A 22,381-nucleotide genomic window follows, 5' to 3' on the forward strand; every position below is an offset into this window, starting at 1 on the left:
AGGGATGGCTCAGGCTTTGGGCAAGGCAGGATAATGGCGGAACCAGCCGTCCCAACGGAGACGCATCACACCAAAGAAAGCCTCACCGAAGATGCCACCGCTCATCTTGCTGACACCCTCGCGACGGTTGACAAAGATGACGGGCACCTCTTTGATTTTGAACCCTATCTTGTAAGCGGTAAACTTCATCTCAATCTGGAAGCCGTAGCCCTTGAAGCGTATCTCGTCGAGGGGGATGGTGGCAAGCACACGGCGGCGGTAGCACTTGAAGCCGGCGGTGGTGTCGTGGACCTTGAAGCCGGTGACCATGCGCACGTACTTGGACGCGAAATAGCTCATCAGCACGCGCCCGATGGGCCAGTTGACGACATTGACACCGCTCACATAGCGCGAACCGATAGCTACATCGTAGCCCTCGTCATGACAGGCAGAGTAGAGGCGTGGCAGGTCGGCAGGGTCGTGACTGAAATCGGCATCCATCTCGAAGATGTAGTCGTAATTGTGCTCAAGCGCCCACTTGAAGCCAGTGATATAGGCGGTGCCGAGTCCGAGTTTGCCGCTGCGCTCGATGAGGAACAGGCGGTCGCCAAACTCGTCGGCCATAAGGCGCTTGACGATCTGGGCAGTACCATCGGGGCTGCCGTCGTCGATGACCAAGATGTGAAAACAATTGTCCAAGGAGAAAACCGCACGAACGATTTTCTCCATATTTTCCTTCTCGTTGTATGTAGGAATAATTACAATACTATCGCTGGTATTCATACCTCTCCATTTTTCTTACAAAGATAGTGCAAGTCGAAGACAATGCAAAGAAAAACACGAAGTTTTTTTCGTTTTGCATGGTTAAGTTCAGCACAACGGTATCGGCGGAAGGACAAAACAAGCCAATGGATATGGGAAAGCACATCACTTTTGCGCCCATAGCCTCTGTCGCGGCGGTAGACGAGGCTGATGGGGACATCAGTACAACCATTGCCACTCTCCCGCTCACGGAGACAAACCTGGAGGAGATGACATCTGCGGTGATTTCAAGGTTTGAAACGAGGAATGCAAACTCGGAAATGAATATGGCAAACCATGATTTCTGCATTTCAAGTCGCGGACCTGACTCAAAGTGGCTCGCAGCGGGGTTGCAGACGGCGAGCGGGTGGATGGGCTTCGTGGAGAAACTGACGGCGTGGGCGGAGAAACTGACGGCGCAGGCGGAGAAGCAGAAAAAAGAACAGGGAATAAGCGGTAAGATACCGACTTATCCCCTGTAGATATTATTAAGTTAGATTTAGTATATCTTGCTCTCTTGCTGCGTTATGCCAGAGCTATCCATTCGTAGATGAATGAGCATACACCGAAGAGCAGCACACCTGTGGTACAAACGGCGAGGGCGAGCTTGGTGCTCGTGGCGCTCTGGAATGTAGGCAGAGGATGCTCGTTGGGCTTGATGTACATAGCCTTGACGATGAGCAGATAGTAGTAGAGAGATATCACGGTGTTGACCAGCGCGATGAATACCACGATGTAGGCCAGCGCTCCGGTGGTGGTGGCCAAGTCGGCGCCCTTGACAGCTGCCATGAAGACGAAGAACTTGGAGAACATTCCAGCGAAGGGAGGAATACCACCCAGGGAGAACAGGGCGAGGGTCATGAGGAAGGCCAGACGCGGATTGGTCTGATACAGCCCGTTGTAGCTTTCCATATCTACCACGCCGTTGTTGTGCTCCTCGATAGACGAGATGATGGTGAACACAGCCATATTGGCTACCACGTAGATGAGCACGTAGAAGCTGAGGGCGTAGACCGATGTGGCCTGGTTGCCCACGATGGCGAGCACGATGTAACCTGCCTGAGAGATAGAGCTGAACGCCATGAAGCGCTTCAGGTCGCTCTGATGGATGGCGAAAAGGTTGGCCACGGTGATAGACAGCACGATGACGATGAAGAGCATGTACTGCCAGTACTCGACCATGGGACCAAAGACCTTCATCAGCACGGTGCAGAGCGTGAAGGCTGCGGCTCCCTTAGAGATAACCGACAGATAGCCGGTAACGGTGGTGGGAGCGCCCTGGTAAGAGTCGGCTGTCCAGAAGTGGAAGGGCACGAGAGAAATCTTGAAGCCCAGACCGCTGACGAAGAACACCAGACCCACGATGACCATAGGAGTGGCAGAGAGTCGCATCACTACATCGTCGAAGTAGAGTGTGCCTACTGCGCCATAGAGCAGGCTGATACCATAGAGCATCACGCCGCTCGAGAAGGTGGCGGTGAGGATGAACTTGGCACCTGCCTCGGCTGAGTTGTGGCGGTACTTGTCGAACGCCACCAAGCAGGCCATGGGCACCGAAGCCAGCTCAAGACCCAGGAAGAACAGCAGGAAGTGGTTGGCACTTACCATCATGTTCATACCCAAGAGGGTGGCGAGGGTGAGCATGTAGAACTCGCCCTCCTTGAAGAAGGTATCGGGGCGGCGCATCCACTCGCGGCTCTGGATGAGCACGATGAGTGTGCCGAAGGCGAGGATGCTCTTGATGATACCGATAGAGGGTGTGGTATAGTACATGCCGCCAAAGGTAACGGCAGACTCTACGGGAGCGAGATTGAGCAGGGTGTGGGCAAGCATGAGCACACACACCAGCGGACCGAACCATGCACGGGGAGCCTTGAAGTCGGCGCCAGCCTGTACATCGGCTACACGGGGGGCAGTAAAGAAGTCTGCAATGAAGACGATTACCAGAACAGCCATAAGGCTTACTTCGGGCATCATATGTAAAAACTGACTATAATCAATATTCATTTCTTTTAGATACTTAATCGTTAGACATTACAGTTTACTGGGCTATCGCAACAAAGTTGCCGATATGCTGGATGATAGGGCCTACTGCATCGTAGATAACCTCCTGTGCCCAGAAAGGCGCAGTACCGAGACCGGCTACGCAGAAGATAAGTCCACCCACGGCCAAGCGCTCGTCCCAAGTAGCATCGGTGAGCTTGAGGAACTCGGGGTTGGGTATCTTCTGGAACAGAATCTTGCCCACTACGCGCAAGATGTACACGGCTGTCACTACGATAGAGGTACAAGCCACGATGGTACATACACGGTGGAAGGTATCGGCGTTCTGGAACGAACCTACGAAGATGGTCATCTCGGCCACGAAGCCAGAGAAACCAGGGAGACCCAGGTTGGCCAAACCTGCCACTACATAGGAAACGGCGAGGAAAGGCACTACCTTCATCAGTCCGCCGAGATAGCGCACGTCGCGAGTGCCGGCACGGTGGTAAATCATACCGATGACAGCAAAGAAGAGGGCTGTCATCAGACCGTGGGACAACATCTGGATAACGGCACCGGTGATGGCGGTCTGGGTAACCATGCAGAGGGCGAAGAGCACCATACCGCAGTGGGATACCGAGCTATAGGCATTGATGTACTTGAGGTCGGTCTGCACACAGGCTGAGAGTGCTCCATATACCACAGAGATGGTGGTGAGGATGAGGAACACAGGGGCCCAGGTGTCAAGAGCGGAAGGCATGAGATACATCGCAATGCGGAAGCAGCCGTAGCCACCGAGCTTCATCAGCACACCGGCATGGAGCATAGACACGGCGGTAGGGGCGCTGGCATGACCGTCGGGCGACCATGTGTGGAATGGGAAGAGGGCTCCCAGCACGCCGAAACCGATGAAGAGCAAGGGGAAGAAGATGTTCTGCACATTCTCGGGGATATTGGCCATAGCCGCAATCTCATTGATGTTCATCGTGGTGGCTCCACTGAAGAAGTAGATGGCCAGGATGCCGATGATGAGCAGCGCCGAACCACCCATAAGCATCAGGGTGAGTTTCATGGCGGCATACTCCTTGGCGCCTGTACCCCATACTCCGATAAGCAGATACATAGGGATAAGGGCTACCTCGTAGAACATGAACATGGTGAACATATCTACCGAGATGAAGAAGCCGAACACACCGGTGCTGAGCAGGGTGAACCAGAGGAAGTATTCCTTGTGGTTGGACATGGCCTGCCAAGAGGCGAAGGTTCCGGTGAAAACAATGATGGCCGACAGCAGGAGCATCACGACCGAGATGCCATCGACGCCTACGCTGTAGGCGATATGGAGCGAGGGGAACCATGCCACGCTGTAGGTGAACAGCATGGGGTCGGTATTACCGGCATGGCGCATCTGTATAAAAGTAACGGTAAGCCAGATGGCAAGGACCAACAGGGCGCTGGCGCCTGCTACCATTACGCCACGTACCTGAGCCAGGTTCTTGGAAAACCAGAGCCCGAGGAGCATCAGGACGGGGATAACTACGAATAATGTTAATATACTCATAATGATAATGCTCTAAAGACAAAGAAGGATTAATGATATAGCTACACTTCCCGTGATAAACCATACGGCATACTGGCGCACGTCGCCACTCTGCCATGGACGGATAGACTCACCGGCTTCCTGTGTACCCCATGCCATGAAGTTCATGGTGCCGTCGATGACGCGGCGGTCAAACCATGCGATGGGCTTGGAGAAGAGTCCGAAGACTATCTTGTGGGTGAAGAACTGCCATGCATCGTCGATGTAGAAACGGTTGAGGGCAGCCTTGTGCAGCACAGGCATACGCTTGGCCAGAGTGTCGGCCAACGGAGTCTTCTTGGGAGCGTACATATAGGTGGCAAGGGCAATGCCGATGACAGCCACCACAATGCTGGTAGTAGCCACCTGAGCGTTGATGTGGATATCGTAGCTCTGGCCGGTAGCCGAAACAAAGTGGCCGAAAGGAATGAGACCGGCTACACACGAGATGATGGCAAGGAACACCAGCGGACCCCACATTACGAAGGGCACCTCTTGTGGCTTGCGACGGTGTTCGGGGTCAAGTTCGTAGTAGCTCTGGCCCCAGAATATCACGTAGTAGAGACGGAACATGTAGAAAGCGGTCATACCGGCAACCAGTGTCATGAAGTAGCCCATGAAGGGAGAGAACTGGAAGCAGGCGGTGATGATTTCGTCTTTAGAGAAGAAACCTGCAAAGGGAGGGATACCGGCGATGGCGAGACATCCGATGAGGAAGCAGACATTGGTAATGGGCATATACTTGTGCAGACCTCCCATATACTCCTTGAAGTTGCTGCCGATAATCACGATGATGGCACCGGAGCAGAGGAAGAGCAGGGCCTTGAACATGGCGTGGGTAAAGAGGTGGAACATACCGGCCATATAACCCAGACCACCCTCGTGGTTGTCGATGGCGGTACATACGCCAAGGGCTACCAGCATATAGGCTATCTGAGAGATGGTCGAGAAGGCCAGACCACGCTTGATGTCGCGCTGACAGCAGGCTACGGCTGCGGCATAGAATGCGGTGAAGGCAGCAATGTAGGCTACATAGTGCAGGGCTTCAGGCGCGTAGGTCACCCAGATGGGGAACAGGCTGGCCACCTGGTATACACCAGCCACAACCATGGTGGCGGCGTGGATGAGCGCTGACACGGGTGTGGGGCCTTCCATAGCGTCGGGCAACCAGATGTGCAGCGGGAACATGGCACTCTTACCGGCACCACCGATAAACATCAAGAACAGGGCGGTAGGCAGGACAAATGCTGCACCATGCAACTTCAGCACCAGGTCGTGGTCGGCAGCCAGGTCGTAGTTGAACGTGCCTACATAGAAGCTGTAGAAGAGAATACCGATGAGGAAGAAGAGGTCGGCGAAGCGAGTTACGATAAACGCCTTCTTGCTGGCGTGGACAGCGGCATGCTTGGGGTAATAGAAACCGATAAGCAGATAAGAGCACACGCCCACCAGCTCCCAGAAGAGATACATCTGGAAGAGGTTGGTGGCAACCACCAGACCCAGCATGGACATCGTAAACAGGCTCAGGTAAGCGTAGAAACGCTGGAAGCCCTTCTCATAGCCTTCAACCTCATAGTTCTCGTCGCGCTCGGCCATATAACCAAACGAATAGATATGAACCATAAAGCTGACAGTAGTGATGACGATGAGCATCATCACGCTGATAGGCGTAAGGCGGAAACCGATGTTGAAGGTAAGCAGCTCGCTAAACTTCAACCAGCTATAATTGAACACGGTAACGGTGTCGTAGGCGCCAGTGAGGGCATTTCTTCCGTCAACGAAGAAATACTTGTAGGCGGTATATACCGACATGGCGAATACGCAGCCCAGCACGATGGTGCCGATGACACCCGCTACCTGCTTCTTCATCTTCATGCCCGCAAGTCCTAACACGAGGAAACTCAGCAACGGCAGAAGAAGTATCAAAAATGCATAACTGTACATAGTGTCTTAGAATTTCATGTTTTCAATACTGTTCACCTGGTCACTGTGATAGTTACGGTAAACATTAATAATAATAGCCAGCGCAACAGCAGTCTCGGCAGCACTCACACCGATAGAGAAGAGTGTGAAGAAGAAGCCTTCCATCTCACCGGGGAAAAGGATGCGGTTCATCACGGCAAAGTTCAAGTCGACAGAGTTGAGTATCAGCTCGACCGAGATGAGCATGGCCACGAGGTTGCGGCGTGTGACAAATCCGAATACACCTATAAAGAACAGCAATGCACTAAGTGTAAGGAAAAACTCTACGGGAATATTCATTTCTGGTCCTCCTTTCTTGCAATCATGATGCCTCCGATGATACAAGCCAGCAAGAATACTGATATCAACTCGAAGGGTAATACATACTGATATTTCTCTGAACCCACAAGGGCTGTACCTATCTCCTGCATGGTTACCTCCTTGTCGGCCAAGCTGGCTGCCATGTCGATAAACTTATGCTTGAGGATTACGCCCACTACTGTGGCGAGGCCCAGCAGTGAGATGAGCAGTCCGCCCATCAGGCGTGAGCCCTTGAAGTGTTCGGTCTTGCCCTGGAGGGCGCGCTTGTTGACCAGCTGGATGGCAAAGACATACATCACGGTGATACCTCCGGCGTAGACAGCTATCTGGGCAGCACCCAGGTAGGTATAGTCGAGCAGGAAGTAAAGACCGGCGATGCCGAAGAGCACAAACAGCAGGAAGGTGGCTGCACGCATGATGCTGCGGGTCAGCACACACATTAAGGCTGAGCCAAGAATGACTACGGCCAGAATACAAAACATTACAATATTTGCCATAATCGGTTTACTTGGTTTTGGTGTTAAACTTACCTATTTCCAGGGGAGCGCCGCCATCAATGAGGTTGGGCAGCGAACCGCCTTTGTATACTTCCTTGTCCAGATGATAGACGAGCTTGTCACGGTCGAAGACAGCGTTCTCGAAATCGTTGACAAACTTGATGGCTCCGAAGTTACATGCATTGACGCAGAGCTCGCAGAACATGCAGTCGCCCAGATCGTACTGGTAATCTACCAGCTGGCGCTTCTTCTTGCCTGTCTCGGGGTCCTCCACCATCTCGGTAACAATCTTGATGGTGTCATTGGGGCATGACTTCTCACAGAGTGTACATCCCACACACTTGTAGCTCTCGTCCTCGTTGCGCTCGAAAACCAGGCGTCCGCGGAATCGGGGCGAAATGTGGAGTGTAGTCTTGCGGTTCTCGGGATACTGCTCGGTGCTCTTGGGTGTGAAGTACTCCTTCATGGTAGTCTTCATACCTGTGGCAAGCGTCTTCACGCCATCGGCAATACCTTTGAAATATGAATTGTTAGACATACTTTGTTATTAATCTATTGTTGAATTACGGTTTGATATTTCGCAGATTATCCGTGGAAGCCCAGCGCTACGCATACGGTCATCAGCACAAGGATAATCAGAGACAAAGGCATGAGATACTTCCACTCGAGGGTAAGTATCTGGTCGATACGCAGACGGGGGAAAGTCCAGCGTACCCACATCAGAATCCATACCACGGCGAAGGTCTTGCCGAAGAACCAGATAAATCCGGGAATGAGGTTCATCAGATTGTCGAAGCCCTCGATACCGATATTGAGAGGCGCCCAGCCACCGAGGAATACGGTAGAGGCGATGCCCGAGATAACGAAGAGGTTGAGGTACTCTGCCAGATAGTAGAAGCCGAAGCCCATACCCGAATACTCGGTGTGGTAACCGGCTGTCAGCTCGCTCTCAGCCTCAGCCAGGTCGAACGGGCCACGGTTGGCCTCGGCGTTACCGGCTACGAGGAATACGAGGAAAGCCAGGATGGCAGGCACGTGGCCCTTGATGATGAGCCAGCTCCAAGGACCAACCTGAGCCTCAACGATACCGCTCACCTGCATGGTGCCTGTGAGGACTACGGCAGAGATAAGGCAGAGGCCGAGCGACATCTCATAGGAAATCATCTGCACGGCGCCACGCATGGCCGACACTACCGAATACTTGTTGTTGGAACCCCATCCGGCGAGGAACACGCCGAGTACGCCTATCGAGCTGATGGCGGTGATGAGGAACAGGCCCACGTTGAAGTCGAGGATATGCGCACCCATGTTCCATGGCAGGAATGAGAAGGTGCCCACCGAGGCGATAATCACAAGGAAAGGGGCGATGTAGTAGAGCATCTTGTCGGCTCTGTCGACAACGAAGATTTCCTTGATAAGCATCTTGAGCACGTCGGCGAAGACCTGGAAGATACCCCAAGGACCTACTCGCATCGGGCCCAGACGGCACTGGAAGTAGGCACACACCTTGCGCTCCATGAAGATGAGGGCGATGGCTATCAGCGCATAGGCGGTAAGGATGCCTACACCCACGAGCACGCACTCTATCAGTATCGACCAGAAGTCGCCCAGACCGAGGGTCTGGCGCAGAAGACTGTCGATGGCGGTTGTTACTATACTAAAATCAAACATCATTATGTTCTCTTTTTACTTATACATTATTATATTATTATCTGTCGAGGTCGGGGATTACGAAGTCGATGGCAGCACCGGTGGTGATGAGGTCGGCTATCTTCTGACCACGGAGCATAGGGTCGAGGGCGCCGGTAAGCGACAGACCCATCGGGCGCATCTTCATACGGTAAGGCATCTTGTCGCCACGTGAGTCGAGATAGACGCCAAACTCGCCGCTGGCTCCTTCTACAGAGAAATACCACTGTCCCTCGGGCACCTTGATGATGGGCTTCTGCTTGATGTAGTATTCGCCCTCAGGGATATGGTCTATGAGCTGCTCGATGATGTCGAGGCTCTGATAGAGCTCCTTGATGTGACAGTAGTAGCGGTCCATAGAGTCGCCGCCGGTCATGGTTATCTCCTTCCACTCCACCTTGTCGTAGAGGGCATAGGGATGACGTTTGCGGGTATCGTTGGCCCAGCCTGCGGCACGTCCGGCAGGACCGGTCACGGCATAGTTGATACAGTCGTCCTTGCCCATTGGGCCAACACCTTCGAGACGGTTGTGGGTAATCACGTTATCGCCGAAGACGTCGAGATATTCCTGTATCATCGGGCGCAGATAGGCGCAGAGCTTCTTGACATTGTCCACGAAGTTGGGGTCAATGTCGGCCTGCAGTCCGCCGATGCGATAATAGTTCTGTATGAGTCGGCCGCCGGTAGTTTCCTCCATCACGTTGAGCACGTGCTCACGGTCGCGCATGCAGTAGAGGAAAGCGGTGAGGGCACCGAGGTCCTGTGCGGTACAGCCCAGATAGAGCAAGTGGGAGTCGATACGCTGCAGCTCGTCCATGATGGTACGGATATACTGTATGCGCTCGCTGAGCTCTATGCCCATAGCCTCTTCGATGACGCCCACGAGAGCGTGGCGGTGCATCATGGCCGAGAGGTAGTTGAGACGGTCGGTCAGGGCGAGGGTCTGTGGGTAGGTCATATTCTCCCACATCTTCTCGATACCGCGGTGGATATATCCCAGGTGGGGATAGATGCGCTTCACGGTTTCGCCGTCCACTACGGTCTGCAGGCGCAGCACGCCGTGGGTGGATGGGTGGTTGGGGCCTACATTGATTACATATTCATCTTCGTCGAAGAGTCTCTTCTCGGTGGCTACCAGATGACCGTTCTTGTCGAGCGAGTATTCTACGGTGTAGTCGCTCTCGGGCTCGTCGGTACAGGGGAACTGGTTGGCCTCGGGGCTCATGTCGAAGTCCTTGCGCAGGGGATGACCCTTGAAGTCGGTGCGCAGGAAGAGGCGACGCATGTCGGGGTGGCCGAGGAACTTGATGCCCACGAAGTCGTAGACCTCACGCTCGAGCAGGTCGGCCACCTTCCACAGATTAATTACCGTGGGGATAACGTCGCTGCCATCCACCTTCTTGGCGATGGTTCTCACCGAGCAACGCTCGGCAGTGTCTGTATTTTCGAGAATGTAGATACATCCGAGTCCTTCCTCACCGAAGTCTTCACCGATGATGGTAACAAGGTAGTCGAAGTGTTTCTCGTTCTTCAATTTCGCCATCTCCTCGGCGAAATTGTCAAAACTCAGTTCTATGTTATTCAGCTTCATATTCTTATACCTTATTATATATTAGTCATCAAGTCCCTTCTGTGGGTCGAAGCCTTCGGGCACTTGGGTCACGATGATAGGCTTCTTGTTGCCCAACTTGTTGGCATCAGAGAGGTTCTCGTTGCTCAGACCGCGCAGACCACCCTGACTCATGGAGAGATTCTTCTCATCAGCAGTCATCTTGTGGTTGGCGCCGCCAAAGAATTTCTCGACCTTCACCTTGCGCTGCAGCTGCATCATGCCGTAGAGGATAGCCTCGGGGCGTGGAGGGCAGCCGGGGATGAACACATCCACAGGCACCAGCTCGCTGATACCGCGCACCACGTTGTAGCTCTTCTTGAAGGGGCCGCCGCTAATGGTGCATCCGCCTACAGCCACTACATACTTGGGCTCGGCCATCTCGTCATACAGACGCTTGAACACTGGTGCCATCTTGTTGGTGATTGTACCGGCACACATGATAAGGTCGGCCTGGCGTGGAGAGTTACGGGTCACCTCGAAGCCGAAGCGAGAGAAGTCGTAACGGGCACAGCCTACGGCCATAAACTCAATACCACAGCACGATGTTCCGAAGGTAAGCGACCACAGCGAGTTGCTGCGACCCCAGTTGATGGCGGCGTCGAGTGAGCTCACCACCACATTGGCACCGCCCTCATTGAGCTCGGCGGCAATCTTCTCCAGCGTGTCGTTGTCCTTAAACTCGTCGTAAGGAATGCTCTTGATAGAGGCTCTGTTCTTTACTTCCATTCCAATGCTCCTTTCCGCCAGGCGTAAGCCAGGCCAAATACCAATACCAACAGGAAGAAACTGATGCTCACGAGGGCCAGACTTCCATACTGCTTAACGACTACAGCCCAGGGATAGAGCAACATAGTCTCGATGTCGAACATCAGGAAAAGGATGGCGAAGAGGTAGTAACCGATGTGCGAGGGCAACCATGAGCTGCCGCGCGTGGGGATACCACACTCAAAGGGCTCACCTTTTACCGGATTGTACGAACGGGGACCGATGAGCTTGGCAATGACATAAGCAGCCACCACCAAGGTTACAGCCGTTAGCATAACGGTAATCAACAAAGTGAAATTCATAAAAATTATAACGTTATTAATAAATATTTTATGCGCAGAAGGCGTTTTGTCACCTTCAAGTTGCAAAGTTACTACTTTTTTTGGTAACATTAGTCATTATTAACTGAAAAAACACCTATTTATATATACGCACGCCCGCAGGCGCGAGCAAAGTGGCATTTTTGGTGACAACCTGACTCACAAGCGACACCATCTACCCGTGCACCGACGGCCGGCAGCAACTTGGAGAGACTACCTCCTCGGGCATCGCCACCGTCACCGCGCACCGCTCCCCGTCGCCACGGTTGCCCGACATAATCTTTGCAAGTTCATCGGTCACCGCAGCCAGCCTCTTGGGCGGCTCGTAACATAAGGTACGTGAGCTCGTGACGCAAGATACGTGAGCTCGTGACTTATGTCACGTGGGCTCGTGTCTTATGTTACGAGCCGACAACCATCATCAGGACATCGCCAAACCTGCTGACAACAAGCGTATTGGGTACCTCTCTGCTATCTCCGTCGACTACGAGCCAGACAGAACCCTTCCGGCCGCCTCCATGGCTGCCCAGGCGGAGGCTGTAGTGAGAGGCTGGCGAGGCGACCTCATGGGCGACGGTCTGCACCTGGCTCCGCCCCTCGCCCCTGCTCCACTCCATGCTTGCGACGGTTTACGGCGCCGCCGGCAAGACAGGCTCGGGGACAAAAAAAAGACTTCCATCACTGCACAGAGGCAGGAATGAAAGTCTTGATGTTGTGTTTGTATCAATACAAATGACGTTTCACTTTCTCAAGGTAACGCTGTGTACTCGCCACGGTGTAGTTCTGACCGCCGTTCCAAGCTCGGATGGCCTGTTCTACATTGTTCTGCGGGTTGTAAAACGACTGGATGAGCAGGAACATAGCTCGCGACTTGCTGATGCTGAATCTGTCGGCCAGGGTGTAGCGCTTGTTCGAGCCTCTCATGCGCAGTATGCGGTTGCAGTCTTTTACCAGTACGGGGGTTATCTGCATAGCTCCACAGGAGTTGCCCTTCACCGCCCTTGCGTTTCCTTCGCTTTCTACCTGGATTATCGCATCCATCACGGGATTCCAATCCATGGTCTTTTTAGTTTCCAGTGACCCACTTGCTATCGCCAGCAGTGGAAATGTCACACCAATAGTCAATAATACAAATAATCTTCTTGTTAATAAACTCATAAATTATTGTTTTTGACATCTGAGCCACATCCTGAAAAAAGCTCGCGACAACGGTATTGATAAGAAGAAAAACCACCGTGTCTGGATGCCAGTGAATACTGGGAGTAACCGTGTCTGAAAACCTTAAACCGACAAGCGTTACTCCGATTATCGCGTGCAAAGGTACGAAGAAAATCTGAACCGTGCAAGAAAAACGGCGAATAATTGTAAAGGATATGGTAGTCGAGGTAATCAAGAAACCTTTGTATCACAATCTTTTACGTTTCCAAATTGTTGTAAATTCTTACTTTTGCCATCGCCGCAACGAGGGCCATCGCCGCGGCTGCGACAGGCGCTGCGAGGGGCTTGGCGGAGCTCGTCGCGACGCCTCCGAAAACGAAAAAAGGCATCCCGGAGAGGGATGCCTTGTGGGGCTGGGGTGCGATGGTCTTACTCTTTGCCCAAGAGCGGAGCGGCCTGGGTGTAGACACGTGCGCCAAGCTCCTTGTCGAGCATGTAGAGACCATATCCGTTGTCCTTAATCATGCGGATATTGTCGATGATGGTGCTGGCGTTCTCTTCTTCCTCCACCTGCTCGTCGATAAACCACTTGAGCATGCTCTGGGTGGCGAAGTCGAGCTCCTGGGTGGCCAGTGCGTAGAGGTTGTTGATGAGCGAGGTGACCTTCTGCTCATGGGCCAGCGTGCTCTCAAATACGTCGAGCATCGACTCCCATGTGGTGGGCACAGCCTCGATGGGCTTGAGGGTTACCACTCCGTCGCGTGAAACGACATAATTGAAGAATATCTTGGCGTGGTCCTGCTCTTCACGGAACTGGACCTCAAACCACTTGGCCATACCGGGCTGGCCCTGGGCGTGGCAATAAGCTGCCATAGACAGATAGAGATAAGCCGACCAGAGTTCGGCATTGATTTGGGCGTTGATAGCCTCTTCTACTTTCTTGTTCAACATGTTATTCAGTTTTATGTTTACCTGCTGCAAATTTACGAAAAAATGTAAACACTGCATAGTTTTTTAACTTATTTATATTTAGCGACTCCACATCTGCGGGCGCCATCACTGTCCTGAAAGTCACTTCCCCACCGCAGACAGCCATTTCTCCGCCGATAACAACCAATTCTCCGCCGCCGACAGCAATATCACCCGCCGCAGCCACCCATTCACCCGCCGCCTACAGCCATCAAAAAAAGCCCATCGGGCGATACCTGCGTATCAGCTCCCGATGGGCTTCATATCTTTGGAATGGGTTTTAGAACTTAGCCATTTTGATGGCGTCGATGGCACACTCGCTTCCCTTGTTGCCATACTTGCCCCCACATCTATCCTTGGCTTGCTGCAAGTCGTTGGTGGTAAGCAGTCCGTAGATGACGGGGATGTTCTGGTTGGAGTTGAGCCGTGCTATGCCGTAGGTGACGCCCTGGCAGATGTAGTCGAAATGGGGCGTCTCGCCACGGATGACACTTCCGAGGATGATGACGGCATCAAATCCGTCATTCTTGGTCATCTGCTGTGCTCCGTAAATCAGTTCAAAGCTGCCGGGCACGGTCTTGACGTGGATGTTCTCGGGCAGAGTGCCATACTTCTCCAAGGTGGTCACCGCGCCATTGAGCAGCGCGTCGGTTATCTCCTTGTTCCATTCAGCCACTACTATGCCGAAGCACATGTTGCTGGCGTCGGGCACATTGGCTATATCCTCGTCGGAGAGGTGGTGGAGTGCTGTAGCCATGATTACTTCTCCTCCAGACGTTGGATGTATTTGTCTATCTCCTGGCTCTGAACAAGAGCAGAGGTGACATAGTTGGCCTTGATATCCTTGTATATCTCGAGCGCCTCATCATTCTTGTTCTGGCTCTCCAGCAACTGCGCTGCTGAGAGCAGGAACAGGGGCGACAGACTGTTGTTTACGCCGTTGTGGCCCTTGCTGTCGGCCATCTTGGCAGCCTTCTTCAGGTCTGATACGGCCTCGTCTATCTTGTTGAGGTTGGCATATACCTGGCCGCGGGCAGCTACTGCTGCGGGGCTTACCAGTGCGTCGGAAGCTGTAGAGTACTTGTCGAGATACTCGGCTGCCTTCTCCCACTTCTCGGTGTGAGCATAGCTCAGACCGGCATAGAGGTTGGCGAGATTGGCTGCATCGGTGCCGCTGTAGTCAGAAGCAATCCTCACGAAACCTACACAGTTGGCGCCGTCGCCATTAAGAGCCTTGTCAAACATGCCCTGGTCAAAATACTGCTGACAAAGGCCCAGAGCGGTAGAAGCCTTGTCCTCGCGGGGAGCGCTTACATAATTCTTGTAACAGAAGAAACCTACGATGAGGAGTACTACTGCAGCAGCAGCAACAACGATGGGCTTTTTGTATTTGGTGATAAAAGCCTCAGAAACGGTAAGCACGTCGTTAGCGGGTGCTTGTTCTTTTTTGTTTGTCATTTTATTTATTATTTTTGTTTTTATTCCCAATGTTGCAATCATGCTGACGGCCACGAAAGCCGCGTGCATATTCAAGGCAAAATTAATCAAATAATCTCACATATTGAAATATATTTCTCTATTTTTTTGCTTTTGCGTGATAATTGGCGTAACTTTGCATCACTCACGGGGATAACACACTCCCAGAGAGCAAGGATAAAGCCGCTATGATTCTGAAAAGACTGTCCATACTCAACTACAAGAACATAAGGGAGGCAACGATAGAGTTGTCGCCCAAAATCAACTGTCTTATAGGGCAGAACGGCGTGGGAAAGACCAACTTTCTCGACGCTGTCTATTACCTGTCGTTCTGTCGGAGCGCCTTCACGCCCATCGACTCGCAGGTAATCATGCACGACCAGGACTTCTTTGTGCTCGATGGCGACTACAGGAGCGACAGCGGTGAGGATTTCAACATCTACTGCGGCATGAAGCGTGGGGTGAAGAAGCATTTCAAGCGCGACAAGAAAGACTACAAGCGTCTGGCCCAACATATCGGGCTCATCCCGCTGGTCTTTGTCTCGCCCGCCGACAGCGTGCTCATTGCCGGGGGCAGCGAGGAGCGCCGGAGGCTGATGGATATGGTGATATGCCAGTACGATGTGGCTTACGCCGATGCCCTGATGCGCTGCAACAAGGCCCTGCAACAGCGCAATGCCCTACTCAAGATGGAGGCTGAGCCCGACCCTGCCCTGCTCGACATTTGGGAGGAGGAGATGGCTTCACAGGGAGAGATTATCTATCGCCGGCGCGACGAGTTCATCAGCCAGCTCATTCCCGTGTTCCAGCACATCTACGAGACCATATCCGAGAACAAGGAGAAGGTGAGCCTGCGCTACATCTCTCATTGCCAGCGCGGACGGCTCATCGACGTGATACGCCGCGACAGGGCCAAAGACCGCGCCGTGGGCTACTCGCTCCATGGCGTACACCGCGACGACATCGAGATGATGCTCGGCGACTATCAGATGAAGCGCGAGGGAAGCCAGGGGCAGAACAAGACGTTCGTGCTGGCGCTGAAGCTGGCGCAGTTTGAGTTTCTCAAGCGCACAGTGACGGCCACGGTGCCGCTGCTCTTGCTCGATGACATATTCGACAAGCTCGACGCACGCCGCGTGGAGCAGATTGTGAAGCTGGTGTCGGCCGACAACTTCGGGCAGATATTCATCACCGATACCAACCGTGACCACCTGGACCGTATACTCCAGCACAGCGCGATGGACTATAAGTTGTTTGAGGTGGAAGATGGAGAAATCACCCAACGCAAGGAGGACGACAATCATGTTTAAGCGCAATGTAAAATCAATCGGTGATGTTATCAATCACCTGCTACGCGACCAGGGGCTGGAGACGCCCTTGCTGCAGCGGAGGCTTATCGACGCCTGGGAGACGGTGACCGGCACCACCGTGGGCAGATATACCGGCGAGAAGTTCATCAAGAACCAGACGCTGTTTGTAAAAATAACAAATCCCGCCCTCAGGCAGGATTTGTCTATGATGCGTTCCAAATTGGTACAGCGTCTCAATGCCGAAGTAGGCGCCATGGTCATCGCCGATGTGCGCATCTACTGAGGCTTTTATTCCTTATTTATCTTTCTTGTTTTCATTCACGAACTTTTCGACCATACCCTGGGTCATCACCACGGCCTTGAAGCGATTGGCGTCGAAGACCACAACGTAGCCCTCGCTGTCGGCGTGGGGCTTGAAGGTCACGTAGGTCGACTCCAGACCGAAGAGGTCGTGGCCGTAGAGCATGAAGCTGACGATGTCGGTAGCCGTAATCATCCCGCTGTCGGGAGCATGCCTGTGCGAGATAGAGTTGGAGTCATTGCCGATGGGTATCTCTATATAGAAGTTGTGCAGCCGCCTGAACGAGGTCACCTGGAGCCTGCCGTCCAGGTCGATGACATAATCATTGCCAAACGGTTGCACATCGGCATGGGTCGTACCCTGGATGATGTACATCCTGAGCCGGCCGTTGTCCATGGGTATCACGTCGAAGTTGAGCGTCCCATCGGCAGAGCTATAGTTTAAGATGCTGTCGCCACACGTCTCCACCACCGTCTTGATGGCCTGTGTCCGCAAGACCATCGCCTGCATCTCACTGTTGTCGAGGGCACGCTTCTTGGTCGTGGTTATCGAGAACATCGACTGCGGGTCGAGCACATAATCAAGCAGCAGCTCGCCTTTCTTGTCCACATAGATGTAGTGCATGATACCGTTGTCGTCGACGGTGACGCCTCCCATGCCGATTTTCTTCACATCCACCTTGTGCTTGGTCAGTTCGTCGGCACTGTGCCAAGCCAGATACTCATAGAGATACAGTCTGCGGGCTTCGTCGACCACCGAGTCTGCCATCTGCTGCAGACGGCGCAGCTCGAGCGAGTCGATGGGCGTAATGGCAAGCGAGGTCATGACGCCCGTCGCCATCATCAGCATGAGGATAATGCGTTTCATATCTATTGTCTGTAGGTTATATCACTTCGTCTACGGCGATATCGGTAGACTCACACGGCACATGCTCCACGCGTTGGAAGTCGAAACACATACCTATCTTATAACAGTGAGGGAGATTGACCAGGAAGCGGTCGTAGTAACCCTTGCCGCGCCCAAGCCGATGGCCGCTGTCGTCGAAGGCCATGCCGGGAATGACAGCCAGGTCGATGCTTTCGTAGTCGGCAAAGCGCTCGCCCACGGGTTCGAGTATGTCGAAAGAGCCACGACGCAGACTGTCGGCGCCATGATAGACGCGCAGCTCCATCTCGCCTTCGCCGGTCACCACAGGCAGCACCACGGTCTTTCCCTCGCCGTAGAGCGTGTCTATGAGCCCATGTGTGTCCACCTCATCAGGCAACGAGCAATAGAGCATCACGGTCTGTGCCTCTGCCATCCGCTTATGGGCCGACAGACGCCCCACAACGGCAAGCGACAGTTCGCCCAACTCCTGCTGGGTGAACTGTCGCTTGCGTTGGCGGATAAGTTGTCTTAGTTCCTTCTTAGACATATCGCCTGGGTGATTATGTTATTTTCTGTGCTTGGCCACCGCCTTCTTTACGGCGACCTTCCTCACTGCCTTTTTCTTGACTGCCGGCTTCTTGGGAAACGCCTTGCCCTGGGCAAAGACATTGAGAGCAGCCCTGATGTTGTCATCGTCCTGGTTGAGGTATTCGTTCCAAGCCTCCTCGTCGAGCATATTATAGATGATGCGACTGTTGATATACTGGTCGAGCAGCTTGTGCGACTTGCGTATCATCAGGTTGCGTCGCTGCAGACCGTTGCGGTCGGCATAGGAGGCAAATCGCTCCACGAGGTTCTGCGTCTTCAGATAGTCATAAAGCGACTGCATGTTGCGATACCCGTTCAGTTTGGCACGGTTATCATCCGTATAGTCGTAGGCAAACTGCAGTATCAGTCCGCTCATGGCAGCCCGCTTGTAATATGACGTCATACCCAGGGTGTCTTCGGGGATGAAGATGTCGGGGGTGATGCCGCCACCGCCATAGACCACGCGTCCGATATGGGTGTGATAAGCCGGACCGGTGTGCTTGATGGAGTCTTGCGAGAAGTATTCGCCGTGCTGATAGCGGTCTACCAGGTCTTGGGCGTAGAACGACTCGTCGCCCATGGTATAGGGCTTCTGGATGCAGCGGCCCGAAGGAGTGTAGTAGCGGGCGGTGGTAAGACGGATGATGCTGCCGTCGGGGAACTCCATCTGCTTCTGCACAAGGCCCTTGCCAAACGAGCGGCGGCCGATGATGGTACCGCGGTCATTGTCCTGGATGGCGCCGGCAAAGATTTCAGACGAAGAGGCCGAGCCCTCATTGATAAGCACCACAAGCGGTATATCCTTGTAGCTGCCGCGACCATCGGAGAGGAACTCCTGCCTGGGCTGCTTGCGGCCCTGGGTATATACTATCAGACGGTTCTTGGGCAAGAACTCGTTGGCCATCTGCACAGCCGTCTCGAGATAGCCGCCGGTGTTGTCGCGCAGGTCTATCACGAGATTGGTGAACCCGCTCTGCGAGAGCTTGGCCAGCGAGATGAGCAGCTCGGCATAGGTGGTCTCAGAGAATTTCTTCACGCGGATGTAGCCGGTCTTGTCGTCGAGCATATAGGTGGCGGCGATGCTCTTCTGGGGGATGTCGCCACGCGTGATGGTAAAGGTATGGACCATCTTGGAGCCATAGCGCACCACGCCTATCTTGACCTTGGTGTCCTTGGGGCCCTTGAGCCTGTGCATGGCCTCTTCCTGGGTCACTATCTTACCCACAAACGGCTTGCCATCCACGCTCACAATCTTGTCGCCTGCCAGAACGCCGGCCTTTTCGGCGGGACCGTTCTTGATGACGCCCTGGATGTGAATAGTGTCCTGTCGGATGACAAACTCGACACCGATACCCGAGAACGAACCCTTCAGGTCGTCGGTGGCAGTCTGTGCCTGCTTGGAATTGATATACACAGAGTGAGGGTCGAGCTCGGAGAGAATCTGAGGGATAGCCACATCCACCAGCGAGTCGATGTTGACCTCGTCTACATACTGGTCGCTGATGATATGCAGCAGATTGCTCAGGCGGTTGCTGCCGCTGTTGATGATATTCAGTCGGTTGCCCGAGAAATGATTGGCATAGAATGTTCCGATGATGATGCCGATGATGATGCACAGGGCCATCAGCAGCGGAGTGAATCTGTTAGACTTTTTCTGATTCATTGTCGTTTGCATTAAGATAAACCACTTCGATATTTGCACGCTTCAGAAGGTTGATACCATCCTCAAGACGATACTTCTCACCATAGACCACGCGCTTGATGCCTGCCTGGATGATGAGCTTGGCACACTCTATACAGGGCGAGGCAGTGACATAGAGCGTAGAGCCGTCGCTGTTGTTGCTGCTACGTGCCAACTTGGTGATGGCGTTGGCTTCGGCGTGCAGCACATAGGGCTTGGTGAGATTGTTCTCGTCTTCACACACATTTTCAAACCCACTCGGTGTGCCGTTATAGCCGTCGCTGATAATCATCTTGTCCTTGACCACCAGCGCCCCTACCTGCCTGCGGCGGCAGTAGGAGTTCTCGGCCCATATATGTGCCATGCGCAGATAACGCAGGTCAAGGCGGTATCGCTTCTCTTCTTCTGTCATGTCGGTATGTTGTTATTGGGTGTCGCTTTTTATTCCGTTGCGCTCGAGCAGTGCGTCGATGGTGGGCTCCTGACCGCGGAAGCGCTTGTAGAGCGTCATGGGATGCTCGGTACCGCCACGCGAGAGGATATTGTCTCTGAAGCTCTGGGCGGTGGCACGGTCGAAGATGCCGTGCTTCTTGAAGACGCTGAAGGCGTCGGCGTCGAGCACCTCAGCCCATTTGTAGCTGTAGTAGCCGGCAGCATATCCGCCCGCCATAATGTGGGAGAACTGCACCGTCATGCATGTGTCCTTGAGCTGCGGAGTGACCATTGCCTTGGCCCAAGCCTTGTGTTCGTAGTCGATGATGTCGTCATCGAAGGCGTCGCGCTGGGTGTAGTAGGCCATATCCAGCAGACCGAAACTCACCTGACGCAGACAGCTGTAGCCCACCATGAAGTTGCGGCTGTCCACGATGCGGCGGATAAGCTCGTCGGGCAGAGGCTCGCCGGTCTGATAATGGTAGGCAAAGGTACTGAGGAATTCCTTCTCTACGGCATAGTTTTCCATAAACTGGGAAGGCAGTTCGACGAAGTCCCACCACACGTTGGTACCCGAGAGACTCTGGAAGCGGGTGTTGGCAAACATGCCGTGGAGCGAGTGACCAAATTCGTGCAGGAAGGTCTCCACCTCGCTCAGCGTGAGCAGTGCCGGCTTCTCGGCCGTGGGCTTGGTAAAGTTCATGACCAGTGACACATGCGGGCGCACATTGTTGCCCTTGCGGTCTATCCACTGTCCCTGAAACTCTGTCATCCATGCTCCGTTCTGCTTGCCTTTGCGCGGATGGAAGTCGGCATAGAGCACAGCGAGATACTCTCCGTCGTTGTCGTACACCTCATAGGCTTTGACATCGGGATGATACACGGGGATATCCGCGTTTTCCTTGAAGGTGATGCCGTAGAGACGGGTAGCCAGTCCGAAGACGCCGCCGATGACGTTCTCCAGCTTGAAGTAGGGGCGCAGCATTTCGGCATCGAGATTATAGCGCTCCATCTTGAGCTTGTGGGCGTAGTAGGAGATGTCCCAGGGCTCCAGCTTGAAGTCGTCGCCCTCGTGGCGGCGCGCCATCTGCTCTATCTCTTCCATCTCGTTGACGGCGGTGGGCTTGTAAGCCTCGATGAGGTCATCGAGCAGACGATAGACATTGGCGGTATTGGTCGCCATGCGCTGCACCAGCACATAGTCGGCATAGGTGTCATATCCCAGCAGCTGTGCCACCTCGCGGCGCAGATTGACCAGCCGTTTGCATATCTCCAGATTGTTCTGCTCGTTGTCGTGGGTACATACGGTCATGTGGGCCATATACATCTCACGACGCAGGTCGCGCCTGTCGGCATAGGTCATGAAGGGCGAATAGCTGGGGAAGTCGAGCGTGAACACCCAACCCTCCTTGTCCTTCTCGGCAGCAGCCTGGGCGGCAGCCTCACGCTGTGTGTCGGGCAGTCCGCTCAACTCTGCTTCGTCGGTGATGTGCAACTGATATGCCTTGTTCTCCTTCAGCAGGTTCTGAGAGAACTGCAGCGAGAGCATGCTGGCTTCTTCGGTCAGCCGGCGCAGCTTCTCCTTGTCCTCGTCACTGAGCAGGGCACCGCTGCGCACAAATCCGTCGTAAGAGGTTTGCAGCAGCATACTCTCCTCGGGCGTGAGCTCACGATGGTGCTCATAGACATACTTGATGCGCTCAAAGAGACGACGGTTGAGCGACACGTCGTTGGCGTGCTTGGTCAGTATAGGGTTGAGTTTCTGGGCCAGGGCGTCCATCTCATCACTGGTCTCGGCACTGAGCATGCACGAGAACACGCTCGACACGCGGTCGAGCAAATCATAATAGTGCTCGCCCTTGCTCAGGTCCACTCGGGTGAGAGTATTCTCAAAGGTGGGTTCTTCGGGGTCGTTGATGAGCTTGTCGATAGCCTCATCGTCACGGCGTATACCCTCCATGAACGCCTCTTCATAGTGTTCGGTCTTTATTCTATCAAAAGGAACAGTGTCGTGAGGGGTGTTATAAGGCAGGAAAAAGGGATTTTCCTGAGTTTTGTCTATATTTGCTGTAATGTCCATACTATTCGTAG

The 22,381-nt window shown here is 53.6% G+C and carries 25 protein-coding genes; 4 read left to right on the forward strand and 21 right to left on the reverse strand.

What is annotated here, in order from left to right:
- Positions 1-9: 9 nt before the first annotated feature.
- Positions 10-762, reverse strand: coding sequence for a polyprenol monophosphomannose synthase (locus tag CIK87_RS12080; protein ID WP_094387389.1), 753 nt, complete (start codon positions 760-762; stop codon positions 10-12).
- A gap of 26 nt (positions 763-788) precedes the next feature.
- Here CIK87_RS12080 and CIK87_RS12085 point away from each other — a divergent pair, with 26 nt between their 5' ends.
- Positions 789-1,262: a hypothetical protein gene (locus CIK87_RS12085; RefSeq protein WP_144008219.1), complete on the forward strand. Its 474-nt coding sequence runs from the start codon at positions 789-791 to the stop codon at positions 1,260-1,262.
- Positions 1,263-1,305: 43 nt separating this feature from the next.
- Here the strand turns inward: CIK87_RS12085 and CIK87_RS12090 are convergent, their stop codons facing one another.
- From CIK87_RS12090 to CIK87_RS12135, 10 genes are read right to left on the reverse strand one after another with little or no spacing between them, the layout of a single operon-like run.
- Positions 1,306-2,787, reverse strand: coding sequence for an NADH-quinone oxidoreductase subunit N (locus tag CIK87_RS12090; RefSeq protein ID WP_094387391.1), 1,482 nt, complete (start codon positions 2,785-2,787; stop codon positions 1,306-1,308).
- A 34-nt stretch (positions 2,788-2,821) separates the two neighbouring features.
- Positions 2,822-4,324: a NuoM family protein gene (locus CIK87_RS12095; protein WP_022309927.1), complete on the reverse strand. Its 1,503-nt coding sequence runs from the start codon at positions 4,322-4,324 to the stop codon at positions 2,822-2,824.
- Between the two features lie 12 nt (positions 4,325-4,336).
- A complete protein-coding gene (gene nuoL, locus CIK87_RS12100; protein ID WP_022309928.1) occupies positions 4,337-6,286 on the reverse strand; it encodes an NADH-quinone oxidoreductase subunit L in 1,950 nt (649 codons plus the stop codon).
- Between the two features lie 6 nt (positions 6,287-6,292).
- Positions 6,293-6,604, reverse strand: a complete 312-nt coding sequence (nuoK, locus tag CIK87_RS12105; RefSeq protein ID WP_022309929.1) for an NADH-quinone oxidoreductase subunit NuoK — start codon at positions 6,602-6,604, stop codon at positions 6,293-6,295.
- Entirely contained in the window at positions 6,601-7,122 is a 522-nt protein-coding gene (locus tag CIK87_RS12110) for an NADH-quinone oxidoreductase subunit J (RefSeq protein ID WP_022309930.1), read from the reverse strand. The genes nuoK and CIK87_RS12110 overlap by 4 nt, the downstream gene beginning before the upstream one ends.
- A 7-nt stretch (positions 7,123-7,129) precedes the next feature.
- A complete protein-coding gene (locus tag CIK87_RS12115; protein WP_094387392.1) occupies positions 7,130-7,660 on the reverse strand; it encodes an NADH-quinone oxidoreductase subunit I in 531 nt (176 codons plus the stop codon).
- A gap of 47 nt (positions 7,661-7,707) precedes the next feature.
- Entirely contained in the window at positions 7,708-8,793 is a 1,086-nt protein-coding gene (gene nuoH / locus CIK87_RS12120; RefSeq protein ID WP_022309932.1) for an NADH-quinone oxidoreductase subunit NuoH, read from the reverse strand.
- A gap of 37 nt (positions 8,794-8,830) precedes the next feature.
- Positions 8,831-10,402 (reverse strand): NADH-quinone oxidoreductase subunit C, encoded by a 1,572-nt coding sequence (locus CIK87_RS12125; RefSeq protein ID WP_022309933.1) that lies wholly within the window; start codon positions 10,400-10,402, stop codon positions 8,831-8,833.
- Between the two features lie 21 nt (positions 10,403-10,423).
- Entirely contained in the window at positions 10,424-11,149 is a 726-nt protein-coding gene (locus tag CIK87_RS12130; protein ID WP_094387393.1) for an NADH-quinone oxidoreductase subunit B, read from the reverse strand.
- Positions 11,140-11,490, reverse strand: a complete 351-nt coding sequence (locus tag CIK87_RS12135) for an NADH-quinone oxidoreductase subunit A (protein ID WP_022309935.1) — start codon at positions 11,488-11,490, stop codon at positions 11,140-11,142. Before CIK87_RS12135 ends, CIK87_RS12130 begins: the two co-directional genes overlap by 10 nt.
- Positions 11,491-11,906: 416 nt before the next feature.
- Here CIK87_RS12135 and CIK87_RS12140 point away from each other — a divergent pair, with 416 nt between their 5' ends.
- Complete coding sequence (locus CIK87_RS12140; protein WP_094387394.1) at positions 11,907-12,209, forward strand: hypothetical protein; 303 nt, start codon at positions 11,907-11,909, stop codon at positions 12,207-12,209.
- 22 nt (positions 12,210-12,231) lie between these two features.
- Here the strand turns inward: CIK87_RS12140 and CIK87_RS12145 are convergent, their stop codons facing one another.
- The 5 genes from CIK87_RS12145 to CIK87_RS12165 form a co-directional block, all read right to left on the reverse strand.
- Positions 12,232-12,567: a transglycosylase SLT domain-containing protein gene (locus CIK87_RS12145; protein WP_254046020.1), complete on the reverse strand. Its 336-nt coding sequence runs from the start codon at positions 12,565-12,567 to the stop codon at positions 12,232-12,234.
- Positions 12,568-13,095: 528 nt separating this feature from the next.
- Positions 13,096-13,617 carry a ferritin gene (locus tag CIK87_RS12150; protein WP_094387395.1) on the reverse strand — a complete coding sequence of 174 codons (522 nt, stop codon included), beginning with the start codon at positions 13,615-13,617 and terminating at the stop codon, positions 13,096-13,098.
- Position 13,618: 1 nt separating this feature from the next.
- Complete coding sequence (locus CIK87_RS12155; protein ID WP_094387396.1) at positions 13,619-13,822, reverse strand: hypothetical protein; 204 nt, start codon at positions 13,820-13,822, stop codon at positions 13,619-13,621.
- A gap of 93 nt (positions 13,823-13,915) precedes the next feature.
- Positions 13,916-14,392 carry a 6,7-dimethyl-8-ribityllumazine synthase gene (gene ribH, locus CIK87_RS12160; protein ID WP_022309938.1) on the reverse strand — a complete coding sequence of 159 codons (477 nt, stop codon included), beginning with the start codon at positions 14,390-14,392 and terminating at the stop codon, positions 13,916-13,918.
- A gap of 2 nt (positions 14,393-14,394) precedes the next feature.
- Positions 14,395-15,093, reverse strand: coding sequence for a lipopolysaccharide assembly protein LapB (locus CIK87_RS12165; RefSeq protein WP_094387397.1), 699 nt, complete (start codon positions 15,091-15,093; stop codon positions 14,395-14,397).
- Positions 15,094-15,299: 206 nt separating this feature from the next.
- Here CIK87_RS12165 and CIK87_RS12170 point away from each other — a divergent pair, with 206 nt between their 5' ends.
- Both CIK87_RS12170 and CIK87_RS12175 read left to right on the forward strand, forming a co-directional pair.
- Complete coding sequence (locus tag CIK87_RS12170) at positions 15,300-16,421, forward strand: DNA replication/repair protein RecF (RefSeq protein WP_094387398.1); 1,122 nt, start codon at positions 15,300-15,302, stop codon at positions 16,419-16,421.
- Positions 16,414-16,704, forward strand: coding sequence for a DUF721 domain-containing protein (locus tag CIK87_RS12175; protein ID WP_094387399.1), 291 nt, complete (start codon positions 16,414-16,416; stop codon positions 16,702-16,704). Before CIK87_RS12170 ends, CIK87_RS12175 begins: the two co-directional genes overlap by 8 nt.
- Before the next feature lie 12 nt (positions 16,705-16,716).
- Here the strand turns inward: CIK87_RS12175 and CIK87_RS12180 are convergent, their stop codons facing one another.
- The 5 genes from CIK87_RS12180 to CIK87_RS12200 are packed head-to-tail and all read right to left on the reverse strand — an operon-like array spanning position 16,717 to position 22,370.
- Complete coding sequence (locus tag CIK87_RS12180; RefSeq protein WP_094387400.1) at positions 16,717-17,589, reverse strand: hypothetical protein; 873 nt, start codon at positions 17,587-17,589, stop codon at positions 16,717-16,719.
- A 16-nt stretch (positions 17,590-17,605) separates the two neighbouring features.
- Positions 17,606-18,136, reverse strand: coding sequence for a 5-formyltetrahydrofolate cyclo-ligase (locus tag CIK87_RS12185; RefSeq protein ID WP_094387401.1), 531 nt, complete (start codon positions 18,134-18,136; stop codon positions 17,606-17,608).
- Positions 18,137-18,154: 18 nt separating this feature from the next.
- On the reverse strand, positions 18,155-19,840 hold the full coding sequence (locus CIK87_RS12190; protein WP_094387402.1) for a S41 family peptidase: 1,686 nt from the start codon (positions 19,838-19,840) through the stop codon (positions 18,155-18,157).
- On the reverse strand, positions 19,821-20,270 hold the full coding sequence (locus CIK87_RS12195; RefSeq protein ID WP_022309945.1) for a dCMP deaminase family protein: 450 nt from the start codon (positions 20,268-20,270) through the stop codon (positions 19,821-19,823). Before CIK87_RS12195 ends, CIK87_RS12190 begins: the two co-directional genes overlap by 20 nt.
- Before the next feature lie 12 nt (positions 20,271-20,282).
- The gene (locus CIK87_RS12200; protein WP_094387403.1) at positions 20,283-22,370 is read right to left on the reverse strand and encodes a M3 family metallopeptidase; all 2,088 of its coding nucleotides are present in this window, start codon (positions 22,368-22,370) and stop codon (positions 20,283-20,285) included.
- Between the last annotated feature and the right edge of the window lie 11 nt (positions 22,371-22,381).

This window comes from Prevotella sp. P5-64 (genome assembly GCF_002251285.1).
Lineage (GTDB): Bacteria > Bacteroidota > Bacteroidia > Bacteroidales > Bacteroidaceae > Prevotella.

Coding starts and splice junctions, on each gene's coding strand:
- CIK87_RS12080 (WP_094387389.1), bottom strand. CDS start 762: ATGAATACCAGCGATAGTATTGTAATTATTCCTACATACAACGAGAAG.
- CIK87_RS12090 (WP_094387391.1), bottom strand. CDS start 2,787: ATGAATATTGATTATAGTCAGTTTTTACATATGATGCCCGAAGTAAGC.
- CIK87_RS12095 (WP_022309927.1), bottom strand. CDS start 4,324: ATGAGTATATTAACATTATTCGTAGTTATCCCCGTCCTGATGCTCCTC.
- nuoL (WP_022309928.1), bottom strand. CDS start 6,286: ATGTACAGTTATGCATTTTTGATACTTCTTCTGCCGTTGCTGAGTTTC.
- nuoK (WP_022309929.1), bottom strand. CDS start 6,604: ATGAATATTCCCGTAGAGTTTTTCCTTACACTTAGTGCATTGCTGTTC.
- CIK87_RS12110 (WP_022309930.1), bottom strand. CDS start 7,122: ATGGCAAATATTGTAATGTTTTGTATTCTGGCCGTAGTCATTCTTGGC.
- CIK87_RS12115 (WP_094387392.1), bottom strand. CDS start 7,660: ATGTCTAACAATTCATATTTCAAAGGTATTGCCGATGGCGTGAAGACG.
- nuoH (WP_022309932.1), bottom strand. CDS start 8,793: ATGTTTGATTTTAGTATAGTAACAACCGCCATCGACAGTCTTCTGCGC.
- CIK87_RS12125 (WP_022309933.1), bottom strand. CDS start 10,402: ATGAAGCTGAATAACATAGAACTGAGTTTTGACAATTTCGCCGAGGAG.
- CIK87_RS12130 (WP_094387393.1), bottom strand. CDS start 11,149: ATGGAAGTAAAGAACAGAGCCTCTATCAAGAGCATTCCTTACGACGAG.
- CIK87_RS12135 (WP_022309935.1), bottom strand. CDS start 11,490: ATGAATTTCACTTTGTTGATTACCGTTATGCTAACGGCTGTAACCTTG.
- CIK87_RS12140 (WP_094387394.1), top strand. CDS start 11,907: ATGTTACGAGCCGACAACCATCATCAGGACATCGCCAAACCTGCTGAC.
- CIK87_RS12145 (WP_254046020.1), bottom strand. CDS start 12,567: ATGGATTGGAATCCCGTGATGGATGCGATAATCCAGGTAGAAAGCGAA.
- CIK87_RS12150 (WP_094387395.1), bottom strand. CDS start 13,617: ATGTTGAACAAGAAAGTAGAAGAGGCTATCAACGCCCAAATCAATGCC.
- ribH (WP_022309938.1), bottom strand. CDS start 14,392: ATGGCTACAGCACTCCACCACCTCTCCGACGAGGATATAGCCAATGTG.
- CIK87_RS12165 (WP_094387397.1), bottom strand. CDS start 15,093: ATGACAAACAAAAAAGAACAAGCACCCGCTAACGACGTGCTTACCGTT.
- CIK87_RS12170 (WP_094387398.1), top strand. CDS start 15,300: ATGATTCTGAAAAGACTGTCCATACTCAACTACAAGAACATAAGGGAG.
- CIK87_RS12175 (WP_094387399.1), top strand. CDS start 16,414: ATGTTTAAGCGCAATGTAAAATCAATCGGTGATGTTATCAATCACCTG.
- CIK87_RS12180 (WP_094387400.1), bottom strand. CDS start 17,589: ATGAAACGCATTATCCTCATGCTGATGATGGCGACGGGCGTCATGACC.
- CIK87_RS12185 (WP_094387401.1), bottom strand. CDS start 18,136: ATGTCTAAGAAGGAACTAAGACAACTTATCCGCCAACGCAAGCGACAG.
- CIK87_RS12190 (WP_094387402.1), bottom strand. CDS start 19,840: ATGAATCAGAAAAAGTCTAACAGATTCACTCCGCTGCTGATGGCCCTG.
- CIK87_RS12195 (WP_022309945.1), bottom strand. CDS start 20,270: ATGACAGAAGAAGAGAAGCGATACCGCCTTGACCTGCGTTATCTGCGC.
- CIK87_RS12200 (WP_094387403.1), bottom strand. CDS start 22,370: ATGGACATTACAGCAAATATAGACAAAACTCAGGAAAATCCCTTTTTC.